At 41.4% G+C, this 20,248-nt stretch carries 21 protein-coding genes; 10 read left to right on the top strand and 11 right to left on the bottom strand.

The window, feature by feature from the left end:
* Positions 1–94 precede the first annotated feature (94 nt).
* The 3 genes from MMO42_RS11625 to MMO42_RS11635 all read left to right on the top strand — a co-directional run bounded on the left by MMO42_RS11625 (position 95) and on the right by MMO42_RS11635 (position 3,186).
* Positions 95–1,531, top strand: a complete 1,437-nt coding sequence (locus tag MMO42_RS11625) for a DUF2252 domain-containing protein (protein WP_241320636.1) — start codon at positions 95–97, stop codon at positions 1,529–1,531.
* A gap of 50 nt (positions 1,532–1,581) precedes the next feature.
* Entirely contained in the window at positions 1,582–2,325 is a 744-nt protein-coding gene (locus MMO42_RS11630) for a sporulation protein (protein WP_241320637.1), read from the top strand.
* Positions 2,326–2,400: 75 nt separating this feature from the next.
* Positions 2,401–3,186 (top strand): hypothetical protein, encoded by a 786-nt coding sequence (locus MMO42_RS11635; RefSeq protein ID WP_241320638.1) that lies wholly within the window; start codon positions 2,401–2,403, stop codon positions 3,184–3,186.
* Positions 3,187–3,195: 9 nt separating this feature from the next.
* Here the strand turns inward: MMO42_RS11635 and MMO42_RS11640 are convergent, their stop codons facing one another.
* Positions 3,196–4,059, bottom strand: coding sequence for a LysR family transcriptional regulator (locus MMO42_RS11640; RefSeq protein ID WP_241320639.1), 864 nt, complete (start codon positions 4,057–4,059; stop codon positions 3,196–3,198).
* 21 nt (positions 4,060–4,080) lie between these two features.
* Positions 4,081–4,320 carry a DUF2061 domain-containing protein gene (locus MMO42_RS11645; RefSeq protein WP_005291589.1) on the bottom strand — a complete coding sequence of 80 codons (240 nt, stop codon included), beginning with the start codon at positions 4,318–4,320 and terminating at the stop codon, positions 4,081–4,083.
* Between the two features lie 341 nt (positions 4,321–4,661).
* Between MMO42_RS11645 and leuC the strand changes: the two genes are divergently transcribed.
* From leuC to leuB, 4 genes are all read left to right on the top strand, one after another.
* A complete protein-coding gene (leuC, locus tag MMO42_RS11650; RefSeq protein WP_241320640.1) occupies positions 4,662–6,080 on the top strand; it encodes a 3-isopropylmalate dehydratase large subunit in 1,419 nt (472 codons plus the stop codon).
* Positions 6,081–6,092: 12 nt separating this feature from the next.
* Positions 6,093–6,743, top strand: coding sequence for a 3-isopropylmalate dehydratase small subunit (gene leuD, locus MMO42_RS11655; protein ID WP_241320641.1), 651 nt, complete (start codon positions 6,093–6,095; stop codon positions 6,741–6,743).
* A 136-nt stretch (positions 6,744–6,879) separates the two neighbouring features.
* Complete coding sequence (locus tag MMO42_RS11660; RefSeq protein WP_241320642.1) at positions 6,880–7,458, top strand: hypothetical protein; 579 nt, start codon at positions 6,880–6,882, stop codon at positions 7,456–7,458.
* Positions 7,459–7,504: 46 nt separating this feature from the next.
* On the top strand, positions 7,505–8,584 hold the full coding sequence (gene leuB / locus MMO42_RS11665) for a 3-isopropylmalate dehydrogenase (protein ID WP_241320643.1): 1,080 nt from the start codon (positions 7,505–7,507) through the stop codon (positions 8,582–8,584).
* Between the two features lie 51 nt (positions 8,585–8,635).
* On the opposite strand, the gene MMO42_RS11670 is transcribed toward leuB, so the two are convergent.
* Complete coding sequence (locus MMO42_RS11670) at positions 8,636–9,046, bottom strand: hypothetical protein (protein ID WP_241320644.1); 411 nt, start codon at positions 9,044–9,046, stop codon at positions 8,636–8,638.
* Between the two features lie 148 nt (positions 9,047–9,194).
* Here MMO42_RS11670 and MMO42_RS11675 point away from each other — a divergent pair, with 148 nt between their 5' ends.
* On the top strand, positions 9,195–9,566 hold the full coding sequence (locus MMO42_RS11675; protein ID WP_241320645.1) for a lysozyme inhibitor LprI family protein: 372 nt from the start codon (positions 9,195–9,197) through the stop codon (positions 9,564–9,566).
* A 62-nt stretch (positions 9,567–9,628) separates the two neighbouring features.
* Here the strand turns inward: MMO42_RS11675 and infA are convergent, their stop codons facing one another.
* A complete protein-coding gene (gene infA, locus MMO42_RS11680; RefSeq protein WP_001284370.1) occupies positions 9,629–9,850 on the bottom strand; it encodes a translation initiation factor IF-1 in 222 nt (73 codons plus the stop codon).
* A 229-nt stretch (positions 9,851–10,079) separates the two neighbouring features.
* Here infA and MMO42_RS11685 point away from each other — a divergent pair, with 229 nt between their 5' ends.
* The gene (locus MMO42_RS11685; RefSeq protein WP_005155109.1) at positions 10,080–11,087 is read left to right on the top strand and encodes an AraC family transcriptional regulator; all 1,008 of its coding nucleotides are present in this window, start codon (positions 10,080–10,082) and stop codon (positions 11,085–11,087) included.
* 46 nt (positions 11,088–11,133) lie between these two features.
* Here the strand turns inward: MMO42_RS11685 and truA are convergent, their stop codons facing one another.
* The 5 genes from truA to asd form a co-directional block, all read right to left on the bottom strand.
* Positions 11,134–11,931 carry a tRNA pseudouridine(38-40) synthase TruA gene (truA, locus tag MMO42_RS11690; RefSeq protein WP_241320646.1) on the bottom strand — a complete coding sequence of 266 codons (798 nt, stop codon included), beginning with the start codon at positions 11,929–11,931 and terminating at the stop codon, positions 11,134–11,136.
* A 15-nt stretch (positions 11,932–11,946) separates the two neighbouring features.
* Positions 11,947–12,915 (bottom strand): asparaginase domain-containing protein, encoded by a 969-nt coding sequence (locus tag MMO42_RS11695; RefSeq protein ID WP_241320647.1) that lies wholly within the window; start codon positions 12,913–12,915, stop codon positions 11,947–11,949.
* A 44-nt stretch (positions 12,916–12,959) separates the two neighbouring features.
* Entirely contained in the window at positions 12,960–14,216 is a 1,257-nt protein-coding gene (locus MMO42_RS11700; RefSeq protein ID WP_241320648.1) for a FimV domain-containing protein, read from the bottom strand.
* A 61-nt stretch (positions 14,217–14,277) separates the two neighbouring features.
* Positions 14,278–15,750: a FimV domain-containing protein gene (locus MMO42_RS11705; protein WP_241320649.1), complete on the bottom strand. Its 1,473-nt coding sequence runs from the start codon at positions 15,748–15,750 to the stop codon at positions 14,278–14,280.
* 140 nt (positions 15,751–15,890) lie between these two features.
* The gene (asd, locus tag MMO42_RS11710) at positions 15,891–17,009 is read right to left on the bottom strand and encodes an aspartate-semialdehyde dehydrogenase (protein WP_005210320.1); all 1,119 of its coding nucleotides are present in this window, start codon (positions 17,007–17,009) and stop codon (positions 15,891–15,893) included.
* Between the two features lie 188 nt (positions 17,010–17,197).
* Between asd and MMO42_RS11715 the strand changes: the two genes are divergently transcribed.
* Positions 17,198–18,322, top strand: coding sequence for an endonuclease/exonuclease/phosphatase family protein (locus MMO42_RS11715; protein ID WP_241320683.1), 1,125 nt, complete (start codon positions 17,198–17,200; stop codon positions 18,320–18,322).
* Positions 18,323–18,622: 300 nt separating this feature from the next.
* Here MMO42_RS11715 and MMO42_RS11720 read toward each other — a convergent pair whose 3' ends face one another.
* Positions 18,623–19,360, bottom strand: coding sequence for a hypothetical protein (locus MMO42_RS11720; protein WP_241320650.1), 738 nt, complete (start codon positions 19,358–19,360; stop codon positions 18,623–18,625).
* Between the two features lie 2 nt (positions 19,361–19,362).
* Complete coding sequence (locus tag MMO42_RS11725) at positions 19,363–20,244, bottom strand: DUF6502 family protein (protein WP_241320651.1); 882 nt, start codon at positions 20,242–20,244, stop codon at positions 19,363–19,365.
* Positions 20,245–20,248: the final 4 nt, after the last annotated feature.

The raw sequence follows: 20,248 nt of genomic DNA on the forward strand, positions 1-20,248 counted from the left end.
TTGGCAATGTATGAACAACAATAAAAAATATTGAATGACGCATTATAGTTTAGAGAAATATAGAAAATATAACTAAATAGATTGAGCGCGTGATATGCCCAAACAACGCATTGCATTACCAAAACAACTTTGGACAGAACAAAGTATTGATCTCACCCGACACCGTTACCAAGGTAAATTGCTTACTAAAAGTGATGGCTTTACTTTGGGAAAAGCACAACGTAAAAAAATTCCACGTGAGCAATTGGCTCACTTGTCCGAGCGACCCAAAGATATCACGGCCTTAACACTCTATGATTGGAGTAATGAAGGTCGTTTAGAGCGACTAAAACCCATTCGTGCCAAGCGTATGAGCGTATCTCCATTTACTTTCTATCGAGGGATGCCTGCACTGATGTTGTTTGACCAAGTGTGGGAACAGCACAATTCAGGCCTATTTCAACAGATTTGCGGGGATTGCCATTTAAGTAATTTTGGTGGATTTGCCAGTCCAGAACGTAATCTTTTATTTGGTATTAATGATTTTGATGAAACGCTGGTTGCGCCATTTGAATGGGATCTCAAGCGCTTAGTCACTAGCTTTGTTATTGCAGTAAAAGAGATCGGTTTAGGCGAAAGTACGGGTTTAAAAGCGATTCAGCGCATGCTCAATGCCTATATCTCGCATTTAGATCAACAAATTGCATTGTCTCCTTTGCAAATCTGGTATGAGAAAATTGATGCCAGTATTTTATTGGAAAAAACTGAAAACCAAAAAGTCCGTAAAAAATTAGCAAAGAAAGTGAATAGTGCCTCAGCTCGAGACAGTGCTTCGGTGTTGCCAAAACTGACTCAACAGGATGATGAGACCGGATTTCGGCATTTTATAGAGGATGAGCCTTTACTTTGGCATCCCAAAGCAGGTGAGCCATTTAGTCAGAATAATGATGCATTTTTTGAGTGCTATCGCAGCACGCTGAAATATGATCGCCAAGTTTTATTTGATCGTTACCAATGTACTGACATCGCATTAAAAGTGGTGGGTGTCGGGAGTGTGGGAACGCGCTCAGCCATTGCGTTATTTGAAGATGCTGATCGAGAACCGCTTATTTTACAAATGAAAGAGGCCAACCCTTCGATTTTAAGCCCACTGTTTTTGCAGAAAGTGCCTCATGAAGGTGAACGGGTGGTATATGGTCAGCAACTTATGCAAGCCGCCAGTGATATTTTCTTGGGTTATTCCAGTGCCCAGCAGCAACATTATTTGATCCGTCAATTACGTGATATGAAAGTGTCTATCGATTTGGCTGGGATGGATGATGCATTTTTTTATGAATATGCCGATAGCTGTGGTTTGGCTTTGGCACATGCGCATGCCAAAGCAGGTAATGCCGACGTTTTGATTGGATATCTGGGGCAAGGCGGGACGATAATCCAGATCTTGCAGGACTATGCGACGCAGTACGCGGAGCGAAATTTAAGTGATTATCTGCAATTCATGAATACGATTGCCGATGGTAAAATTCAGCTCGCTGGAGAGGAAGCACTTTAATCATAAGTTTGCCGCTAAAGATGAAATCGTCGTCAGGATCTGAAAGAAAAATGTTGAATAAAATTATGTCGGGTTTAGGCTTGCAAGGCGTCACTGTTGAAACACATTTGCATAATCCAACAGTACAAGCAGGTGCAACATTACAGGGAGAGATTAGTTTTAAAGGGGGCTCATCCGATAAGGACATTAAAGGTTTATATTTGCAATTGATGACCATGGCAGAAGTTGAGTCGGGAGAGCATGAATTTAATCAGCCTTTGGTGCTTGTCCAATGGTTAATCAGTTCAAATTTTTCTTTACCAGCACATCAAGCCCACCATGTTCCATTTAGCATAGATTTGCCGCATGAAACGCCGATCACCGAAGTGATTTGTCGCCGTAATGGTACGCGGGTGTGGATCAATACCCACATGGATGTGGATTGGGGATTAGATGCCACGGATCGAGACTACTTGAGTGTATTACCCACCCCAGCAATGCACGAGTTTTTACAGGCCATGCAGCAATGTGGTTTTGTACTTTCTTCTGTTGATGTGGAAAAAGGTCAACTTACTGGGCAAAATTTTAGTTCAACAATCGGTTGCTACCAAGAGCTAGAGTTTGTTTCTTCGCATATGTTCAGTGGTTTTAATGAGGTTGAAGTTTCTTTTGTCGCCGAAGCAACTCAAACCCATGTCATGCTTGAAGTTGATCGCCACTTTCGTTCCGATCAATTACTCACCATGACCTTGTTGCATCACAATCTGGATGTCGACCAGATGGAGCAACAAATTCGCCGTTTATTACAAATCTGATCTGTTTAATTTGACCTCCCCAACGGGAGGTTTTTTTGTCATATTACTGTCATCATTTATTTTTAAGATCAAAGCATGAAAATAAAAATAAATCAGGAAGCACAGACTTCCAATTTGCTTGATGCATTATTGAAATTAGAACGACAACAGCCAATGATCAAAACACGATGGATCGTCGTTCCAATCGTGGTGTTACTGCTGATGTACAGTTGGCGGCAACAGGTTTTTAGTGCTTGGGTGATACTTCCTTTTCTGTGGTTAATCATTGTGTTGAATTTAGCCCTGATTGCTCGGTCCAAACGAGGGAAGTTGCAAAAAATTGAGCTATTCAAATTTGACCCGATCTTCTGGAATAAATTTAGATTCTATTATCCCGAACTTAGTTTAAAACAACGACAACTTATTGAAGCTGGGTTTAAAGATTATTTGGCATTACATGTCATGCAAAAACAAGCCTATGCAATGCCTTCGCATGCGGTGGATAGCTTATGGCATGTGATGTTGGAGTTTCCAAAACAATATCAACAATTATGTGAGCAGGTGCTAGGTCGACCGTTGCATCATAATCCCTATGATGCAACCACCACGTCTAAGCAGCAAACGCAACAATTGTTTGAAGCATGGCGAATGAGTTGCACTTTACATGCTTATCAGCCAAGAAATACCACTTCGTTGCCTAGACTGTTTGCAATTGATCAAGCACTCCATTGGCCTGAGGGGCAATATTTTAGTTTAGAGTTGATGACCAAGGATTATGCCCAATACTTGCAAGCTCAGTCCTCGTCATCTTCTTCAAGTTGTGGAAGTAGTAGCAATAGCTGTAGCAGTTGCAGCAGCTGTGGTGGGGGCGGCGGAGATTAATCGATGCTGCTAGCCAACATGCATCATTCGAATCAATTCTTCTGCCGCTTTAGACTGAATTCGCGCAGGATGCCAAACCATGCCCAGTTGACGTTGCATATCCAGTTTCAAATCGAGCTGTTTTAAATCCTGATTGACCAAGGTTTTTGGCAAAACCGACCAACCTAAACCAATTGAAACCAACATTCGAATAGATTCTAAAGGGTTATTGCTCATGGTAATTTTGGGTTTTAAGTTATTCTTTTCAAATTCAGCCAAAGTGATTTGACTGGTATAGGTCTGTGCCGCAGGTAATAGGCTTGGATAGGCAATCAGGTCTTCGAGTTTAAGTGGTGTTTGTTGTGCCAATGGATGGAAGGGCGCAGCAACAAAAACCAAAGGGTCATTCCAAATCGTCACATATTTAAGACGATCATCTCCAACCGGCGGCAAGGTTAAAAATGCGAGTTCAAGTTCACCGGCCAAGACTTGTTCATGGGCCTGTTCAGAATCGACAAAATGCACGTCTAAGGTCACTTGAGGATAATGTTGGACGAAATTTTTAAGCAGTTCACCCAAATGGTGCAGACCAATGTGATGACTGGTACCAATCTTTAAACGACCTTGGACCTGTGCTTGTTCATGGCTTAAGGTATGGTGAATTTCTCCCAGTTCATTGAGCCAAGTACGAACCTTCGGTAATAGAGAGTGTGCTGCATGGGTGGGCTGAATTCCCCGACCTGCAGATTCAAACAGTTTGACCCCAAAATAGTCTTCTAAGCTATGAATCCGTTTGGTGACTGCAGGTTGGGTAATAAATAATTGTTCTGCTGCAATGGAAATTGAACCGGTTTCCATGACTTTTACAAATGCTTCAAAAGCAGCGAGATTCATACAAAAGTATCCAAAGAAATTTTAAAGCTGTTGAGTATCTTTATTTAGTTTAAATTCAAAATGATTCCAAATTTTCTCATGAAAGAAAAATGCAAAGGCTTGTACCGTTGGTTCAAGTAAACTTAACGTTGCTGCAATCCAAAAGTTGCCTGTGATCACATAAGCAACCATCATTGCAACGCTGATATGCACAATATAATAACTTAAAGTTTTTTTAAAAGTTCGACGATTGTTATGTACAAATCTTTTAATACGAGTCATGGTGATGTCCTTAAGAACTTCTATATTTGTAAATAATAATCATTATCGACTGCAATGTAAAAAAGAAATTTCAATTTAGGACGATTGGATTTATAAATCATGAGATGATTCATTTCAAATAAGTAGCTCAAAGCTATAGTGTGTATGAAATGCACTAAGCTAAGATTATTTAAATTTTTTTAATTTAATGAGACGATCAAGATATAAAATTTTAATTTATTATTCCTAAAAGTTTTTTAATTTATAAAAATGATAAATTAGATTTATGTGAAGTGATTGCTATAATTAATTCAAGATGAAAAATACCCAGACCAATGGCAAGCACGATGGAGGGCGACGACATGGCAGGCAAGACTTTATATGACAAATTATGGAACGACCATTTAGTAAAACAACGCGATGATGGTTCGAGCTTAATTTATATTGATCGCCACTTATTACATGAAGTGACAAGCCCTCAAGCATTTGAAGGTTTACAACTTGCCGATCGTCAACCTTGGCGTTTAAGTGCCAATGTGGCAACACCTGATCATAACGTACCGACCTCTAAAAAAGAGCGTGAACAGGGGATTGCTGGGATTGAAGATGATACTTCTCGTATCCAAGTCCAAACCTTAGACGATAACTGTAAAACCTTTAATATCGTTGAATTCGGGATTAATGATATCCGTCAAGGGATTGCCCACGTGGTTGGTCCAGAGCAAGGTTTGACTTTACCGGGTATGACCGTGGTTTGTGGTGACTCGCATACAGCAACTCATGGTGCTTTTGGTTGTTTGGCGCATGGTATCGGTACCTCAGAAGTTGAGCATGTTTTGGCAACACAATGTTTGGTGCAGAAAAAATCGAAAAACATGTTGGTTCGTGTCGATGGTGTATTAGGCAAAGGCGTGACTTCAAAAGATGTCGTGTTAGCCATTATTGGCAAGATCGGTACTGCGGGCGGTACGGGCTATGCTATTGAGTTTGGCGGACAAGTATTCCGTGATATGTCAATCGAAGGCCGTATGACCGTATGTAATATGGCTATCGAAGCGGGTGCCCGTGTCGGGATGGTTGCAGTTGATGACAAAACCATTGCGTATGTGAAAGATCGTAACTATGCACCAAAGGGCGAACAGTGGGATCAAGCGGTAGCCTACTGGGATACCTTGCATTCGGATGAAGATGCCGTATTTGATGCGGTCGTGGTATTGAACGGTGCCGAGATTGAGCCACAGGTGTCGTGGGGAACTTCTCCTGAAATGGTGATTCCTGTTTCACAAGCGGTGCCAACATTAGAACAAGCTAAGGATGATGTACAACGCAATGACTGGACCCGTGCTTATCAATATATGGGCTTAACTGCAGGTCAAGCTTTGGCTGATATTCAGTTAGACCGTGTCTTTATTGGTTCATGTACCAACTCGCGTATTGAAGATATTCGTGCCGCTGCGGATGTGGTGAAAGGTCGTACCGTTGCTGCAAGTATTAAGCAGGCGATGATTGTTCCAGGTTCTGGCTTGGTGAAACAACAAGCTGAGCAGGAAGGTTTAGATCAAATCTTTTTGGCGGCGGGATTTGAATGGCGTGAACCGGGTTGTTCAATGTGTTTGGCAATGAATGCTGATAAGTTACAACCTGGTGAGCATTGTGCTTCGACCTCGAATCGTAACTTTGAAGGCCGTCAGGGCAATGGTGGGCGAACTCATTTAGTTAGTCCAGCGATGGCAGCGGCAGCAGCGATTGCAGGCCATTTTGTTGACGTTCGTTCATTCTAAGGGAGCAATATCATGGAAAAATACACTGTAGAGCAAGGTGTTGTTGCACCTTTAGACCGTGCCAATGTTGATACCGATTTGATCATTCCAAAGCAGTTTTTGAAATCGATTAAACGGACTGGATTCGGTGATAATTTATTTGATGAATTGCGCTATTTAGATGAAGGTTTCTTAGGCCAAGACATCAGCAAACGCCCGAAGAATCCTGACTTTGTCTTAAATAAACCACGTTATCAAGGCTCAAGCATTTTATTGGCGCGTACGAATTTTGGTTGTGGTTCAAGCCGTGAGCATGCGCCATGGGCATTGAATGAATATGGTTTTCGTACCGTAATCGCACCGAGCTTTGCAGATATTTTCTTTAATAACTGCTTTAAAAATGGCATGTTGCCTGTGATTTTGGCTGAAGAAATTGTCGATCAGTTATTTAAAGAATGTGCTGAAGCAGAAGGTTATCAACTTACGATTGATTTGGATGCTCAAGAAGTTCGTACACCGAAAGGTGAGGCATTTAAATTCGAAATCGATCCATTCCGTAAGCATTGCTTGTTGAATGGATTGGATGATATTGGCTTAACTTTGCAAGTTGCGGATGATATCCGTGCTTATGAAGAGAAAGCAAAACAATCGCGTCCTTGGGTATTTCAGGATATCCAAGCTTAGGTTTGGAAACAAGAAATAAGACTTGGTCTTGGACATTTGTAACATAGCCATAGCGCAGAGATTGAACTCTTGTTAACATGCTAGCGGATAATATTTTGCTTACATGTTAACAAGACATGAGGACTGGGCTTGAATAATGAAAAGAAGACTCGCTCGCAGTATTTTACTGTGTCTATGCGCTGCTACGACTTTAACTGCGTGTCAAAACGCACCCAATGTGGTTGATCAAGTTCGTATCGCACAAAACACGTTAGAAAGCAAAGCGGACAACACGACTTTATATTGTTCAGGTGTTGAGAATTGTGAGTTTGAACGAGTTGGTGATATTGCGGTCATTGATGCAAAGACACACCGGATTAGCCAGCAGGCAATGGAACGTGGCATTGTACGATTACATGGTTCGGTGTTTAGCCGGAAACAGCAGGTCTATTTAAGTATGCCTGCCAAGCAATATGAAGTCGTGATCCGTTTCTATCCAATTTCTCCAGATCGTGCGGAGACTTTCCATGTCATTCATGCGTTTAAACCGCACGTGCGCTATACCTTTAAAATGTATCGAGACCGAACACGTCGTGCATCAGGTAGTTTGTTGAATGTTTCTGTACCTGATCCATTGTGTGTAGATTTACAGCAAGAGCAACACACCATTCGCCGTTTCTGCCGTCCTTTTGATGTCAGTACCGGGCTTGGTGAATTTGTTGAGAAAAAGATTTAATCGGCTCGCAGTCTCAAAGCTGCACATAGGGAAACTGGAAAAATAGATGTCTAAACATATTTTAATTTTAGCGGGTGATGGCATTGGCCCTGAAATCGTGGCTGCTGCAGAAAAGGTTTTAACCAAGGTCAATGATAAATTTAATCTAGGTTTGACATGGGAACATGGTTTACTGGGTGGCTCAGCGATTGATGCACATGGTGAACCGTATCCAGCTGTGACCAGTGAACAGGCAAAAAAAGCGGATGCAATTTTATTAGGTGCTGTTGGTGGTCCAAAGTGGGATACGATTGAACGTTCAATTCGTCCTGAGCGTGGCTTATTAAAAATTCGTAGCGAATTGAATTTATTTGCCAATTTGCGCCCTGCAATTTTGTACCCGCAATTGGCAGATGCATCAAGTTTGAAACCTGAAATTGTTGCAGGCCTTGATATTTTGATTGTTCGTGAACTCACAGGCGGGATCTACTTTGGTCAGCCACGCGGTATCCGCGAACTCGAAAATGGTGAAAAGCAAGGTTATAACACTGACGTGTATTCAGAAAGTGAAATCAAGCGTATTGCCAAAGTTGCTTTTGAGCTTGCAGGATTACGCGGTGGAAAAGTATGTTCTGTCGATAAGGCGAACGTGCTTGAAGTGACTGAACTATGGAAGCAAACCGTCACTGACTTACAACAAGCTCAATATTCAAATATTCAGTTATCACATATGTATGTCGATAACGCAGCAATGCAATTGGTTCGTGCTCCAAAGCAATTTGACGTGATTGTTACAGGCAATTTGTTTGGCGACATATTATCTGATGAAGCAGCCATGTTGACGGGTTCAATTGGCATGTTGCCTTCGGCTTCTTTAGACGAAAATGGCAAAGGGATGTATGAACCATGTCATGGCTCTGCACCTGATATCGCAGGACAGAACATTGCCAATCCATTGGCGACGGTACTTTCTGTCGCGATGATGTTGCGTTATACCTTCCGTGAAGAGGCTGCTGCAAAAGCGATTGAAGATGCAGTCGGTCAGGTCTTGGATCAAGGTCTACGTACAGCGGATATCATGTCTGAAGGCATGAGTAAGGTAGGTACAGATGCGATGGGTGAGGCTGTTGTTGCAGCACTGAGCTAAGTATTTAAATCAATAAAAAACGCAGCATTGGCTGCATTTTTTATTGGAGAATTAGCAAGCTTTGCCTTCATAGCGAATTGAGCGCGCAATTTGTTGTTGATCAAGTTCAAAAATAATATGGCAATAGAAGTTCACATCATAGGATTGTTGGCTGGTCGAGACAGAGCCTAAACGTACAGAGCCACTCATGGGTGAACTTGCATCGCCATAAGACTGTGCGATTGGAACTGGAATATTGATTGGGCGAAGTACGGTAAAAACTAAATTTTGATTGCTTCTTTGGGGTTGTTTTAGCGTCTGGAAGCCTAAAGTTCGCAAGTTAAGATTTTGCTGAATCTGATCGGCTGATTGACCAATATAAGGTTGTAAATAGTCTTGTAGTCGCACCGATTGCCATCCAGACGTTGCACATCCTTGTAATGCTAAAACGGATGCAACCAGACATATTTTATAATTTATCATCTTATTTTCCTTAATTTATCGTCCATAAATATAGTCTAATAATAAAAGATAAAGACAAAAATGTACAAACTTGTCTACTTTAGGACAATGTTCAAGTTCAGCAAAATATGTTTAGATAGTGATGATAATTAAGCGATTTGGAAATTTCATGCGCAGAATAATATTGAGCCTGATCTGTGGCGCGATGGCGACATTGAGCTATGCAGATAATTGCGATAACGCTCGCAATACTTATGATGATATCTACTGTACCAATAAAATTTATGCCAGTGCTGATGCCGATTTAAATAAAAACTATCAGCAATTAAGAAAACAATTGAATGAAACACAACAAAAAATTTTGAAGAAATCACAACTGGCTTGGATTCGCCACCGTGATGCAGAATGTACGGACGACGTGCAAAGCTCTGTGAATGTGCAGTGTCGATTAACGACTACGCAAGACCGTAATAACTGGCTGCAAGAACGTATACGCGAATGTCAGACAGTGGGCTGTAAAACCACGCGTTTGAGTGAATAAACTCTAGTCAATGATATAAAAAAAGCCACATGATGTGGCTTTTTTGCATTCACTAATCTGAGTTAGCGCGCACGATAAGTGATACGACCCTTAGTTAAATCATAAGGTGTCATTTCAACTTTTACACTGTCACCTGTCAAAATACGGATATAGTGTTTACGCATTTTACCAGAAATGTGAGCAATAACTTCGTGACCGTTTTCTAAACGTACACGGAACATCGTATTAGGAAGCGTTTCGGTGACAACGCCTTCGAACTCAATGAGTTCCTCTTTATTGGCCATAGCCTACCTGAGATCAAATTGGGAAGGCGCAAATTATAGTCAATTTATTTAAAATTTACAAGATCAAGTCTGCGAGAGGCTGTCAGATATTAACCGAAAGGAACTGTCGGACAATTCGTGATTTTTTTTAACAAAATAAGCAGAATATTGTTGTCAGTTTGGTCAATCAACGTTAATCTAAAATTGTTGTTCATTGTCATAATAACGTATCTACAGGGAAGGGCACGGCGTGGGTCAGCTAACAGATGCATCAGTTGTATTGCGCTTTGGTTATCAGGCAATTCGTAAAGCCGGATTACCGACTGAAGAGATTTTAACAAAGGCCGGCGTGGCATTAAATCAAATAGATACCAATGCGAGAACGCCATTAAGTGCGCAAAATGCATTTTGGATTGCTGCACAGGAAGTCAGTCACGATCCAGACATTGGACTGCATTTAGGCGAGTATCTCCCCCTGTATCGTGGCCAAGTCATTGAACACTTATTTATCAGTAGTGAAACCTTTGGCGAAGGTTTGAAACGGGCGTTGGCTTACCAGCGTTTGATCAGTGATGCATTTGATGCCAAGCTGGTTGTTGAAGATGGCCGCTGCTATCTGACCAATGCTGAACAATTTTGGTCAGATAATTTAGTCAACCGCCATTTTTCTGAATGTGCCATGTCAGGCATTTTACGTTTCTTTAAGTTTATTACTGAAGGTCAATTCCAGCCGATTTACATTGATTTTAATTTCAGTGAGGGTGCTGCTGACGATGAATATTTTAGAGTGTATGGTTGCCCTGTAAGTTTAGGGCAAAAAGCGACACGGCTTTATTTCGATGTTGCTGTTTTGGATTATCCATTATGGCAAGCTGAACCTGAGTTGCTTCAATTACATGAACAACTTGCGATTGAAAAATTACAAGAGTTGGCACGCTATGATTTAGTCGGTGAAGTACGCCGTGCGATTGGTTCAACGCTAGAGAGTGGTGAAACAACCTTGGAAACGGTTGCTGCCCAGTTAAATATCACGCCTCGTCGCTTAAGAACGCAGTTGAGCGAAGCCAATACCAGTTTTCAGCAAATTCTTTCTGACTATCGCTGCCGTTTGGCAAAAAAACTCTTGGCGAATACCAATGAAAGTGTAGAGCGTATTGTGTATTTAACAGGTTTTTCTGAGCCAAGTACTTTTTATCGTGCCTTTAAGCGCTGGACCAATGAAACGCCAGTCGAATACCGTAAGCGAAAACAACGTTAAGCGCTGCATAAATTTAAAAGCCTTATCAACTTGATAAGGCTTTTGTTTATTCGGGCAAATTTAACCAATGCGGGCCTAAAGGCAGCTGTGGCAAGTCAAATTCATCAGGATAATAAGATTGAATAAAATATAAGCCATCTGGTGGTGCGGTAATACCTGCGGCGGTACGATCTTCTGCGGCAAACATGGTATCAATATGATCAATCTCGTAAAGACCTTGCCCAATCTCAAGTAGGCATCCCATGATATTACGGACCATATGGTGCAAGAAACCATCGGCTTGAATATCTAAAACTAGATAGCGACCATGCTCAAATAAGCGGCAATGCTTCACATGACGAACCGGTTGATTGGATTGGCAAGCCGCAGCACGGAAGGTTTCAAAATTATGTGTACCCTCAAATTTGCTCGCTGAGGCAATCATTTTGGCGACATCAAGCGTTTGGTAGAGATGCGTGACTTGCTTGTGCAATAAAGCGGGGCGAGTAGGGGCGTTATACACCACATAGCGATAACGTCGTGCCACAGCTTTAAAGCGCGCATGGAAATTTTCATCCATGCATTTAATCCACTGGATGGAAATATCTTTGGGAAGTTGGCTATTGGCACCGCGGATCCAGCCAAGTTCAGGACGGATTGCTTCGGTGTCGAAATGTGCCACCATATTGGTTGCATGCACACCTGCATCGGTACGGCCTGCACCATGCAACATGATAGGTTCATTGGCAATGGTACTGAGCACTTTTTCGATGGTTTCCTGAACAGTGATAACGCCAGCCTGTTGGGTTTGCCAACCACGGTATTGAGTACCGCAAAATTCAATACCAATTGCATAACGCTGCATGTTCTAACCTCAAAATTAGTGTTGATGCCAATGTTCGAACCATTGTTCGTGGGTCGGGTATTTTAAATACATTTGCAGGGCTTTTGCATATAAATCGGCATGGCTATGGCAATCATTGACCAAAACCTTAGCAGATTGAATCCAAGAGCTGATGGCATAACGTTGATCGAGCTGACCAAAAGTCACTTGCGTGCTAATAATTGGCAGACATTGTTGCTGATATAAACGATCAAATAGTTCAATCACTTCATCATTTACCGCAATATTACCCGTTCCGAATCCTTGCAGAACTAAAAAGTCAGGAGGCGAGTTTAAGCTATTTTTTAATTGTAAAACCAGTTGCTCTTTGGCGATGGGTTGCAGCATCAGATTCAGTATGCTGAGTTGCGCTGCCCGTTCAAGATGTTCATTTTGAACCACAAAATAGTCAGCAGTTGTTGGACAGTTTTGCTCAGCCTTGATACCGACAAAGGCATCTAGTTCTGTGGTATGCGCTTTTAGAGTAGTTTGAGCATGAAAGACTTGCTGATGAAAGGCAAGATAGACACCACTGGCTAAGGTTAAGACGTTTTCGAGGGCTAAATACAGGTTGCCCATGGCATCAGTAAACTCGCGGGTATCGTTACCTTCAATATTGAGTAAAGGGTATTGGCTGCCTGTAATAATGGCATGACAGGAATGTCCTAAGAAACGTGCCAGTGTTGCAGCAGCATAACTGAGCGTGTCTGTACCATGAATAATGACAAAATGCTGAAAACCATCCAGTTGTAATTGTTGAATCTGTTGTACCAGTGCAAGCCAGTCGGTTGCTGTGCAGGCACTGCTATCTTTAATGCTTGGAGCGGCGAAACATTCAACTTGTAAATGCGGTGGAATGACCTTGCTTAATAAAGGTAAAAATTGCTGCTCAGGCATTGGCATCAGCGGTTCACCAATACAACCAAACGTCCCACCCATATAAATTAAAGCGATTGTTTTCATCATAAAAAAAGCAGTCTGAGAGACTGCTTATATTAGACTGATCAAATTCAGGAAGCTATTTTATTCAGTAAATTTTCTGAGCGTTGTTGCTGCTCTGCATTAAACGACTGGTTGTTTTTTAACAATTCACGGGCAGAATCATAAGCACCCAGTTCAATATACTGCTCAGCAAGCTCTAAATTGAGCTGTGCTTCATCAAGTTGTTGAAGGTCGGGAAATGATTGTGCTAAAGGATCATTAATTGCAACATGAGGTGTAGGTGCAGCAGGGGCAGCAACCTCAATTTTTGGTTCAGCTACCGCAGCAGGTTCTGCAACTTCAAATGAAAATGCTGGGGTCTCAAGTGAAGGTTGTTGTTCTGTTTTCGCTGGTGTCGGTTCAAAATTGAAATCTAAGCTGGGTGCCGTTTCTGCAATAGGCTCTGGTGATTTTGTTTGATTTGAGTCGACGCTTAAATTTGAAAAATTAAAGTCGAGTTCAGGTGTCGCTTCTTCAGTTTTGCTTTCTTCAACTGGAGCGGCAGTATTTGGCTCTAAATTAAAAGAAAACTCAAGTGGCTGCTGTTGCTTACTTTCAGGTGCTTCAACTGGAGCCGGTACTGGTTCAACAGCTTCTTTTTGCTGAAAAGAAAAATCGAAGTCCAAAGGTTGAACTTCAGGCACAGGTTCAACAGGCTTTGCATCTTCGGCAGGGGCAACATATTCTGACTGTAAGTCATCAAAAGACTGTGCTGTCGGCGTTTGAACTAAAGCATCGAAATCTGCAGCGCTGTTTTGCGTATGCGATTCAGTCTCAGTGTGAGTTGGATGAAAACTATGAGCCGCTGAATTAAATTCAATTGAATCAGGTTGTTTATTCTGTTCGTATTCCCGACGTTTTGCTTCGGCTGCTTGTGCAATATCTTCAAGTTTTAAGGCATGAATATGCTTGATCAATTGATCAATAGCTAAATCATCTTTTTGCTTCAAATGAAGATCAAGTAAAAAGAGATAAAGCTCATGTTGAGAGTTATCTTGCTTTAAAGCTTGATTGATTTGAGCTTCAGCGGATTGGAAATTACCACTTTGGATTTGTTGCTCAAGCTTTTGACGTAAACTTTCAGATATAGCAGTTGTCGTTGGTGGGGCATATTCTTGTTCTTCGCGGACCAGCGTGGTACGAGAAGCCGATCTTGTCGCTGCTTTTTTTGTCGTTTTGCTTGCACCTTTTTTAGGTACAGTATTGGCTTGATTGCTTTCACGTTTTTTTAAAACGATAGCTACAATCAGTACAATGACGAGCAGTACAATGATTATAGTTGACATGATCTATACCCCTTAAAGATAGAGCCGCTTTTATGTAAATTTATGAGAATATTCTCGTAACTTAGCGTGTTGGCTTTTTAGTGTCCTGTTGCGCTTTCAGCTGATCTTGGAGTTCGGCAAGCCGAGCATTTAGCAGCTGAATACGTTGTTCCTTCTGACGTACTGCCAATTCTAACTGTGTTACGTTTCTTTGTAATGTAACGGTTTTTTCTCGTGCTGTCATAACTTTTAATGATAAATCGGCACTGGTTTTTTGCTGTAATGTGTCTTTTTTGGCACTTCCAGTACTGGAATCTTGATTACTTTCTGCGACCAAAGACATTTCAGCTTGTTGTAAACGATATTTGGCTTTTCCTACTGCAGGACCTTGTGCCTGCGCTGCCATTTGATTGGTATTTTTATTCTGCTGTGTTGATGTTGCAGCCAGATTAAAGTTTAAATGAGAGCCTTGTCTAAGTCGGTTGGCATTGCCCCCAATGAAAGCATGCTCATTTTGTGTTTTGATTTGCGTCATGACTTTAGAGACAGGCTGGTGTGTTTGCCCTGCAATACGTTGTGCGATACTCCATAACGACTCATTACGTTGAACTACATGTTGTTGGTTCTTTTCATCATTTGGAGCTGATGTTGGGTTTGTCGGTGCTTTTTTCTTGGTAGATTGGGCACTTTCTTTCACCTGATTTTGGGTTTTATTTTGCTCTTTTTCTGTGGCTGATTTTAGATCCGCAGTCTTTAATTTAGTTTCAAGTGATTCATTATTCTTGGTTGTTGGCGGTAAAGTTGCTTGAGCTGTTTCTTGTTTAAGTGCCACTGTTGTTGGCTGAGGTTTGGCTTGCTCTGCAACAGGCGTGGTTGGTTGCTGCGATGCGACTGTTGAAGCTGCTGTTGTTGCGACTTTAGCAGGTGGAGCAATCGAAATAGCACTGGCATTTACAGATGCTGTGACCGTTGGTTTTGATGTTTCTAATACAGGTGGTAGGGCAAACGGTGCGTTGAGGAGTTTTTCCTGTTTTAAGCCCTGTGGCTGCGGTGTGGCGTTTGCAACATTGAAACGTGTACTTTCTGGTAAGTTCAAGGCGATGTCTTTTTCACTGACAATAAACTTGGGGGTCAGTGATTTTTCATTTGCATTTTTAACTGAAGGTATTTTTGCGATCTGACGCATTGGTTGACGAATATGCTTTAAATGAGATGCGCCGCCCTCCTGAATTTTTAAAATAATATTCAGTTCAGCATCGGTCATTGGACGTGATGAAGTGATCACAATCACCCCTTCACCTTGATTATTACGACGCGTAAAAAAATTAAGGCTTGAGGGTGGCTGATGCGCAGCGCCAATCATCAATAGATCTTCAGGTGACGCCAAACTCACATCTAATTTCGAGTTGGCATCTGCTTGGTGGAAACTCATTTCTGCATAGAGTAATTCACCAGGCGCAGATTGGATTTGTACTGGATCAAGTGTAATCGCATAAAGATGTTGCGAAGAAAATATGGCTAAAATGGCAATTTTTAATTTGTTATAAACAGTCATCTCGATCCATGAAAAAGTGATGTTATGTCAGGAAAAAGTATACATTACCGTGATGTAAATGAATTGTAAATTAATCATCTTTCATCGCAATAAAAAAGCCGATCAAATGTGATCGGCTTTTGATTTTTAGGAATTTTTGCTTAAGCGTTCTTATATTCAACCAAGATACGAAGCATACGACGTAATGGCTCAGCAGCACCCCAAAGTAGTTGATCACCAACAGTGAATGCACCGAGGTATTCTTTACCCATATTGAGCTTACGTAAACGGCCAACTGGTACTGTTAATGTGCCAGTCACAGCAACAGGTGTAAGATCAGTCATAGATGCTTCACGGGTATTTGGAACCACTTTTGCCCATTGGCTAGAGTTACGAATCATGTCTTCGATTTCATCAAGTGGCACATCTTTTTTCAATTTCAATGTGATTGCTTGAGAATGGCAGCGCATTGCACCAATACGAACACAGTGACCATCAATCGGAACGATTTGTTGGTTACCCAAGATCTTGTTGGTTTCAACTTGACCTTTCCATTCTTCTTTTGATTGACCACTTTCGAGCTGTTTATCGATATATGGGATCAATGAACCAGCCAATGGCACGCCAAAGTTTGCTTTCGGGAAACCTTCACCACGTTGCAAGTCTGCAATTTGACGGTCAATATCAAGAATTGCAGATTTAGGATCATCCAATAAAGTCTTGGTATTGTTATACAAATAGCCCATGCCAGTAATCAGTTCACGCATGTTCTGTGCACCTGCACCAGACGCTGCCTGATAGGTCATAGACGTCGCCCATTCCACCAAATTATTTTGGAACAGTGAACCCAAGCCCATCAACATCAATGAAACGGTGCAGTTACCGCCAACAAAGGTTTTAGTGCCGTTGACTAAACCATCTTTGATCACATTTAAGTTGACTGGATCAAGAACGATAATCGCATCATCAGCCATACGCAGAGTCGATGCTGCATCAATCCAGTAGCCATCCCAGCCTTCAGCTTTGAGTTTTGGGAAAACTTCAGAGGTATAATCACCACCTTGACAGGTTAAAATGACATCCATTTGCTTCAGACTGTTAATGTCCGTTGCATCCATAAGTGCTGGGGCAGTCTTACCACCAAATGAAGGTGCTTCACCACCTGCATTACTGGTAGAGAAATAGAATGGCTCGATATGAGCAAAATCATTCTCTTCAACCATACGTTGCATGAGGACAGAACCAACCATCCCACGCCAACCGACCAGACCTACTTTCATGTCATTGTGCCTCGGTATGTAAAAAATTTTAAAGGGGTTTGAGTGTATCAAAAGTGCCCACAACTGCAAGCTTTACCGAAATAAAACAGTGCGTTTATTGAGTGGAATAACTTGTTTATATTAGATAGAAAATTGATAAAGCGGCAACTTTATTGTAAATCTATGCTACGTCTAAGAGAAAAATGAACATGATATGGATTCAGATTTGCGCAGCATTGGTGATATGGCTTTCATTTTGGTCTTTGATTCCCAGAGATGAATGGTGGATTCGGGGTGCTGATTTTCCTAGATTACAGATTTTAGCACTGGGTATCATTACACTTCTTGCGATGTTGTTTGGCCTATCTGACTGGACTCTAAGTACAGAGTTACTTTTTCTAGGATTAGTGGCTGCAGTTGCCTATCAATTAAAAATGGTTTTGCCTTATACCCCGTTGTGGCGAAAACAGGTCCAGAAAGTGAAAAAGGAACAAGCCAATCCTGAGCAACAAATTTCCTTATTGGTCGCCAATGTACTGACACCAAATCATAAATATCATCTGTTAATCGAGCATATCAATACCTTAAAACCTGATCTTGTACTCACGCTTGAATCCAATACAGCTTGGCAGCAAGCACTAAGTCAGATTGAGCAGGATTATCCATTTCGCGTGCCTGTTCCTTTAGAAAATCTATATGGGATGCATCTGTATAGCCGTTTACCTTTAAACAATACTGAGGTTAAATTCATCTTAAGTGATGAAATTCCCTCTATTCATACGTGCTTGACTTTGGAGTCGGGTGTACAGGTTCAGTTGTATTGTTTGCACCCCAAACCACCAAGCCCAACCGAGGCGAAAGATTCCACATTAAGAGATGCAGAATTATTAATTGTGGGGGATCAAATTAAAGATTTAGATCAGAGCTGCATTGTCATGGGCGATTTGAATGATGTGGCTTGGTCGAGAACAACACGTTTATTTCAGCGGATTAGTGGCTTACTTGACCCTCGAGTAGGACGCTATTTTATGAATACCTTCCATGCGGATTATCCTTTATTAAGATGGTCACTCGATCATATTTTTCATAGTACCGATTTTGGTTTAGTCGAAATGAAACGCTTATCTCATATCGGTTCAGATCATTTTCCTGTTTATGTAGTATTGCAAACAGGGCGAGTGTTTGAACAGCAGCAACAATCGCTGGAACAGACGGCTGAGGATGAGCAGGATGCTCAAGACGCGATCCAAGAGGGGATAGAAAAGGCTGAAAAAGAAGAGAAAAAAGTGGTCGATCCTTTAGCGCAACCGCATAAGCAGCAGATGCAAAGTTAATCAAATCTGATCGGGCTGGTGAGGGGGATTTTAAAGTTTCGCTAATTAATGTACGTTATTTCGTACATGGATTTAAGTCTGTAACGCATAGTGCAACATCTGCAAAAGGTTTATTCTAAATACATCAGCACAGGGAAGCAGGAATGGAATTCCGATTACGGATAGCAACGCTGAGATGGAAAAGTCATCATGGATATGATGCATGCGATGGACGCAAGATAATAAAAAATATGTGAAAGCACAACCTCATTTGCCCGAGTTTTGCAGGATGCAGAACTCGGGTTTTAATTTTTATATCCCTTAGACTGGCTTTTCACCGATTGGTATTTCTGGATGCTCAGTAACAGGTATTTCAGGAATAGTTTCAGTTGGCTCTTCTGTTCCAATTACTTTTGGAACACGACGCTTATGAACAGGGACGATCATTTTGGCTGCATCACATTTTTCCCAAGCTGTATCAGCCTTTGGTAATTCAGTTTGGTAAAATGCATTGTAATTCACAATGAATGGAAGTTCGGTTTCTGCAAAAGTGAGATCAAGTTCATAAGTGCGCGTTTCGTATGGACGCAGAACTTGTAGTTCATCTTGATCTATACCACATCTTAATGACTCACCTTGAAACATTGTCATATCACCAACCTGAAATTCAATTGGACGACAAAGAGGGATTAGCTGATACACATAGTTTGGTGTGGTGTTCTTAATTTCGATTTGCAGAGGGGATAGGTTAAGCCGTTGAATGCGACCAATTGGTAAAGCTTGTTTAGTTTCACCATCAATAAAACGCATGTTACGTTGGATTCCTAGACACGTATGTTGAGTTTCTTGAGGCACAGTCACTACATATTCATAGGCTTCATCTTTATCACCCGTAGATGGATTTGAGATTCCACCATTGCCTCCACCGCCAGGAAGTGGCTTCTGGGTACCAGATCCACTTCCACCAAGGCTGACATTGGCAACAGAAAAATTTTCTCCGCAAGCAGTTAATCCAATTGAGGAAATTAAACAAATAGTAGGGAGCAATAAGCTTCTCATTTTTATTTATCCTTAAAAATATAAGGCACTTGTAGTTTTATCTGACTATCGTATTGGTAAACGCCAAATCGAAATTGATAATTTGCATCATCTTTTTCTTGGTCTTGTTCACAATGCTGGATCGCGGCATTTAAAAGTTGTTTTGCCATGTTTTGCCAAAGTTCAAGACTTAACTGTCGAAGTGCTTCAACCGATTGGGCGGTTAATTTCTCCGCATGTACGGCTTGTTCGAGATGCGTAAAGGGCTTTTCACTAATAAAGTTATCAATTCCTGCGGCCAAATGATCACTCAGATTGGCTGAAAACAGGGTTTTACTTTCTTGCATTTGATTATTTGGGGTAAAGCTATTTTGTTGCAGAATGACATTCTGCCCAGTTTGTTCAACGACCCCTAAACGTTGTAATTCAAATAAGATTGAACGTGGATGTTTCTCGGTCGAAATATGCCTAACCAACGCCTCAAAGCTATTTTCCTCACCAGAAATAGGGATTTGATGAGGCAGATCAAGCGCAATCCAACGCGCAATAACACGTGCAGGCACGCTAATGGCAAAATTGGGTGTTTCGGTTTCATTCTGATGGGTTTGCTGTCTAAAAGCACTGACATCTTTGCGATGTAGACCTGACAATAAGCTGACGGCCGAATCGGTTTTGTTTTGTTGAATTCGATCTAATTCTGCGAGTGCCTGCGCATAAAAAATTGGCTTTAAGGCAGCCACAAAATCAGTATAGCCCACACCAGAATGAATCAGCCAACGTGCAATATGCTGCATCATTGGAAAGATACTTTCCAATGTCGTTTCCGCATCTTGTGGAATCACGCCTTGTAGATTAAGCCCAGATTGATCGTTGCTTATCGTGACTCGTTCTGTTGGTTTTACCATTCAA

The organism is Acinetobacter sp. ANC 3882, from assembly GCF_022549545.1.
Taxonomy (GTDB): Bacteria; Pseudomonadota; Gammaproteobacteria; order Pseudomonadales; family Moraxellaceae; genus Acinetobacter.

Bases quoted from the DNA above. Each gene is read 5' to 3' on its own strand.
- MMO42_RS11625 (WP_241320636.1), top strand. From the start codon at position 95: ATGCCCAAACAACGCATTGCATTACCAAAACAACTTTGGACAGAACAA.
- MMO42_RS11630 (WP_241320637.1), top strand. From the start codon at position 1,582: ATGTTGAATAAAATTATGTCGGGTTTAGGCTTGCAAGGCGTCACTGTT.
- MMO42_RS11635 (WP_241320638.1), top strand. From the start codon at position 2,401: ATGAAAATAAAAATAAATCAGGAAGCACAGACTTCCAATTTGCTTGAT.
- MMO42_RS11640 (WP_241320639.1), bottom strand. From the start codon at position 4,059: ATGAATCTCGCTGCTTTTGAAGCATTTGTAAAAGTCATGGAAACCGGT.
- MMO42_RS11645 (WP_005291589.1), bottom strand. From the start codon at position 4,320: ATGACTCGTATTAAAAGATTTGTACATAACAATCGTCGAACTTTTAAA.
- leuC (WP_241320640.1), top strand. From the start codon at position 4,662: ATGGCAGGCAAGACTTTATATGACAAATTATGGAACGACCATTTAGTA.
- leuD (WP_241320641.1), top strand. From the start codon at position 6,093: ATGGAAAAATACACTGTAGAGCAAGGTGTTGTTGCACCTTTAGACCGT.
- MMO42_RS11660 (WP_241320642.1), top strand. From the start codon at position 6,880: ATGAAAAGAAGACTCGCTCGCAGTATTTTACTGTGTCTATGCGCTGCT.
- leuB (WP_241320643.1), top strand. From the start codon at position 7,505: ATGTCTAAACATATTTTAATTTTAGCGGGTGATGGCATTGGCCCTGAA.
- MMO42_RS11670 (WP_241320644.1), bottom strand. From the start codon at position 9,046: ATGATAAATTATAAAATATGTCTGGTTGCATCCGTTTTAGCATTACAA.
- MMO42_RS11675 (WP_241320645.1), top strand. From the start codon at position 9,195: ATGCGCAGAATAATATTGAGCCTGATCTGTGGCGCGATGGCGACATTG.
- infA (WP_001284370.1), bottom strand. From the start codon at position 9,850: ATGGCCAATAAAGAGGAACTCATTGAGTTCGAAGGCGTTGTCACCGAA.
- truA (WP_241320646.1), bottom strand. From the start codon at position 11,931: ATGCAGCGTTATGCAATTGGTATTGAATTTTGCGGTACTCAATACCGT.
- MMO42_RS11695 (WP_241320647.1), bottom strand. From the start codon at position 12,915: ATGATGAAAACAATCGCTTTAATTTATATGGGTGGGACGTTTGGTTGT.
- MMO42_RS11700 (WP_241320648.1), bottom strand. From the start codon at position 14,216: ATGTCAACTATAATCATTGTACTGCTCGTCATTGTACTGATTGTAGCT.
- MMO42_RS11705 (WP_241320649.1), bottom strand. From the start codon at position 15,750: ATGACTGTTTATAACAAATTAAAAATTGCCATTTTAGCCATATTTTCT.
- asd (WP_005210320.1), bottom strand. From the start codon at position 17,009: ATGAAAGTAGGTCTGGTCGGTTGGCGTGGGATGGTTGGTTCTGTCCTC.
- MMO42_RS11715 (WP_241320683.1), top strand. From the start codon at position 17,198: ATGATATGGATTCAGATTTGCGCAGCATTGGTGATATGGCTTTCATTT.
- MMO42_RS11720 (WP_241320650.1), bottom strand. From the start codon at position 19,360: ATGAGAAGCTTATTGCTCCCTACTATTTGTTTAATTTCCTCAATTGGA.
- MMO42_RS11725 (WP_241320651.1), bottom strand. From the start codon at position 20,244: ATGGTAAAACCAACAGAACGAGTCACGATAAGCAACGATCAATCTGGG.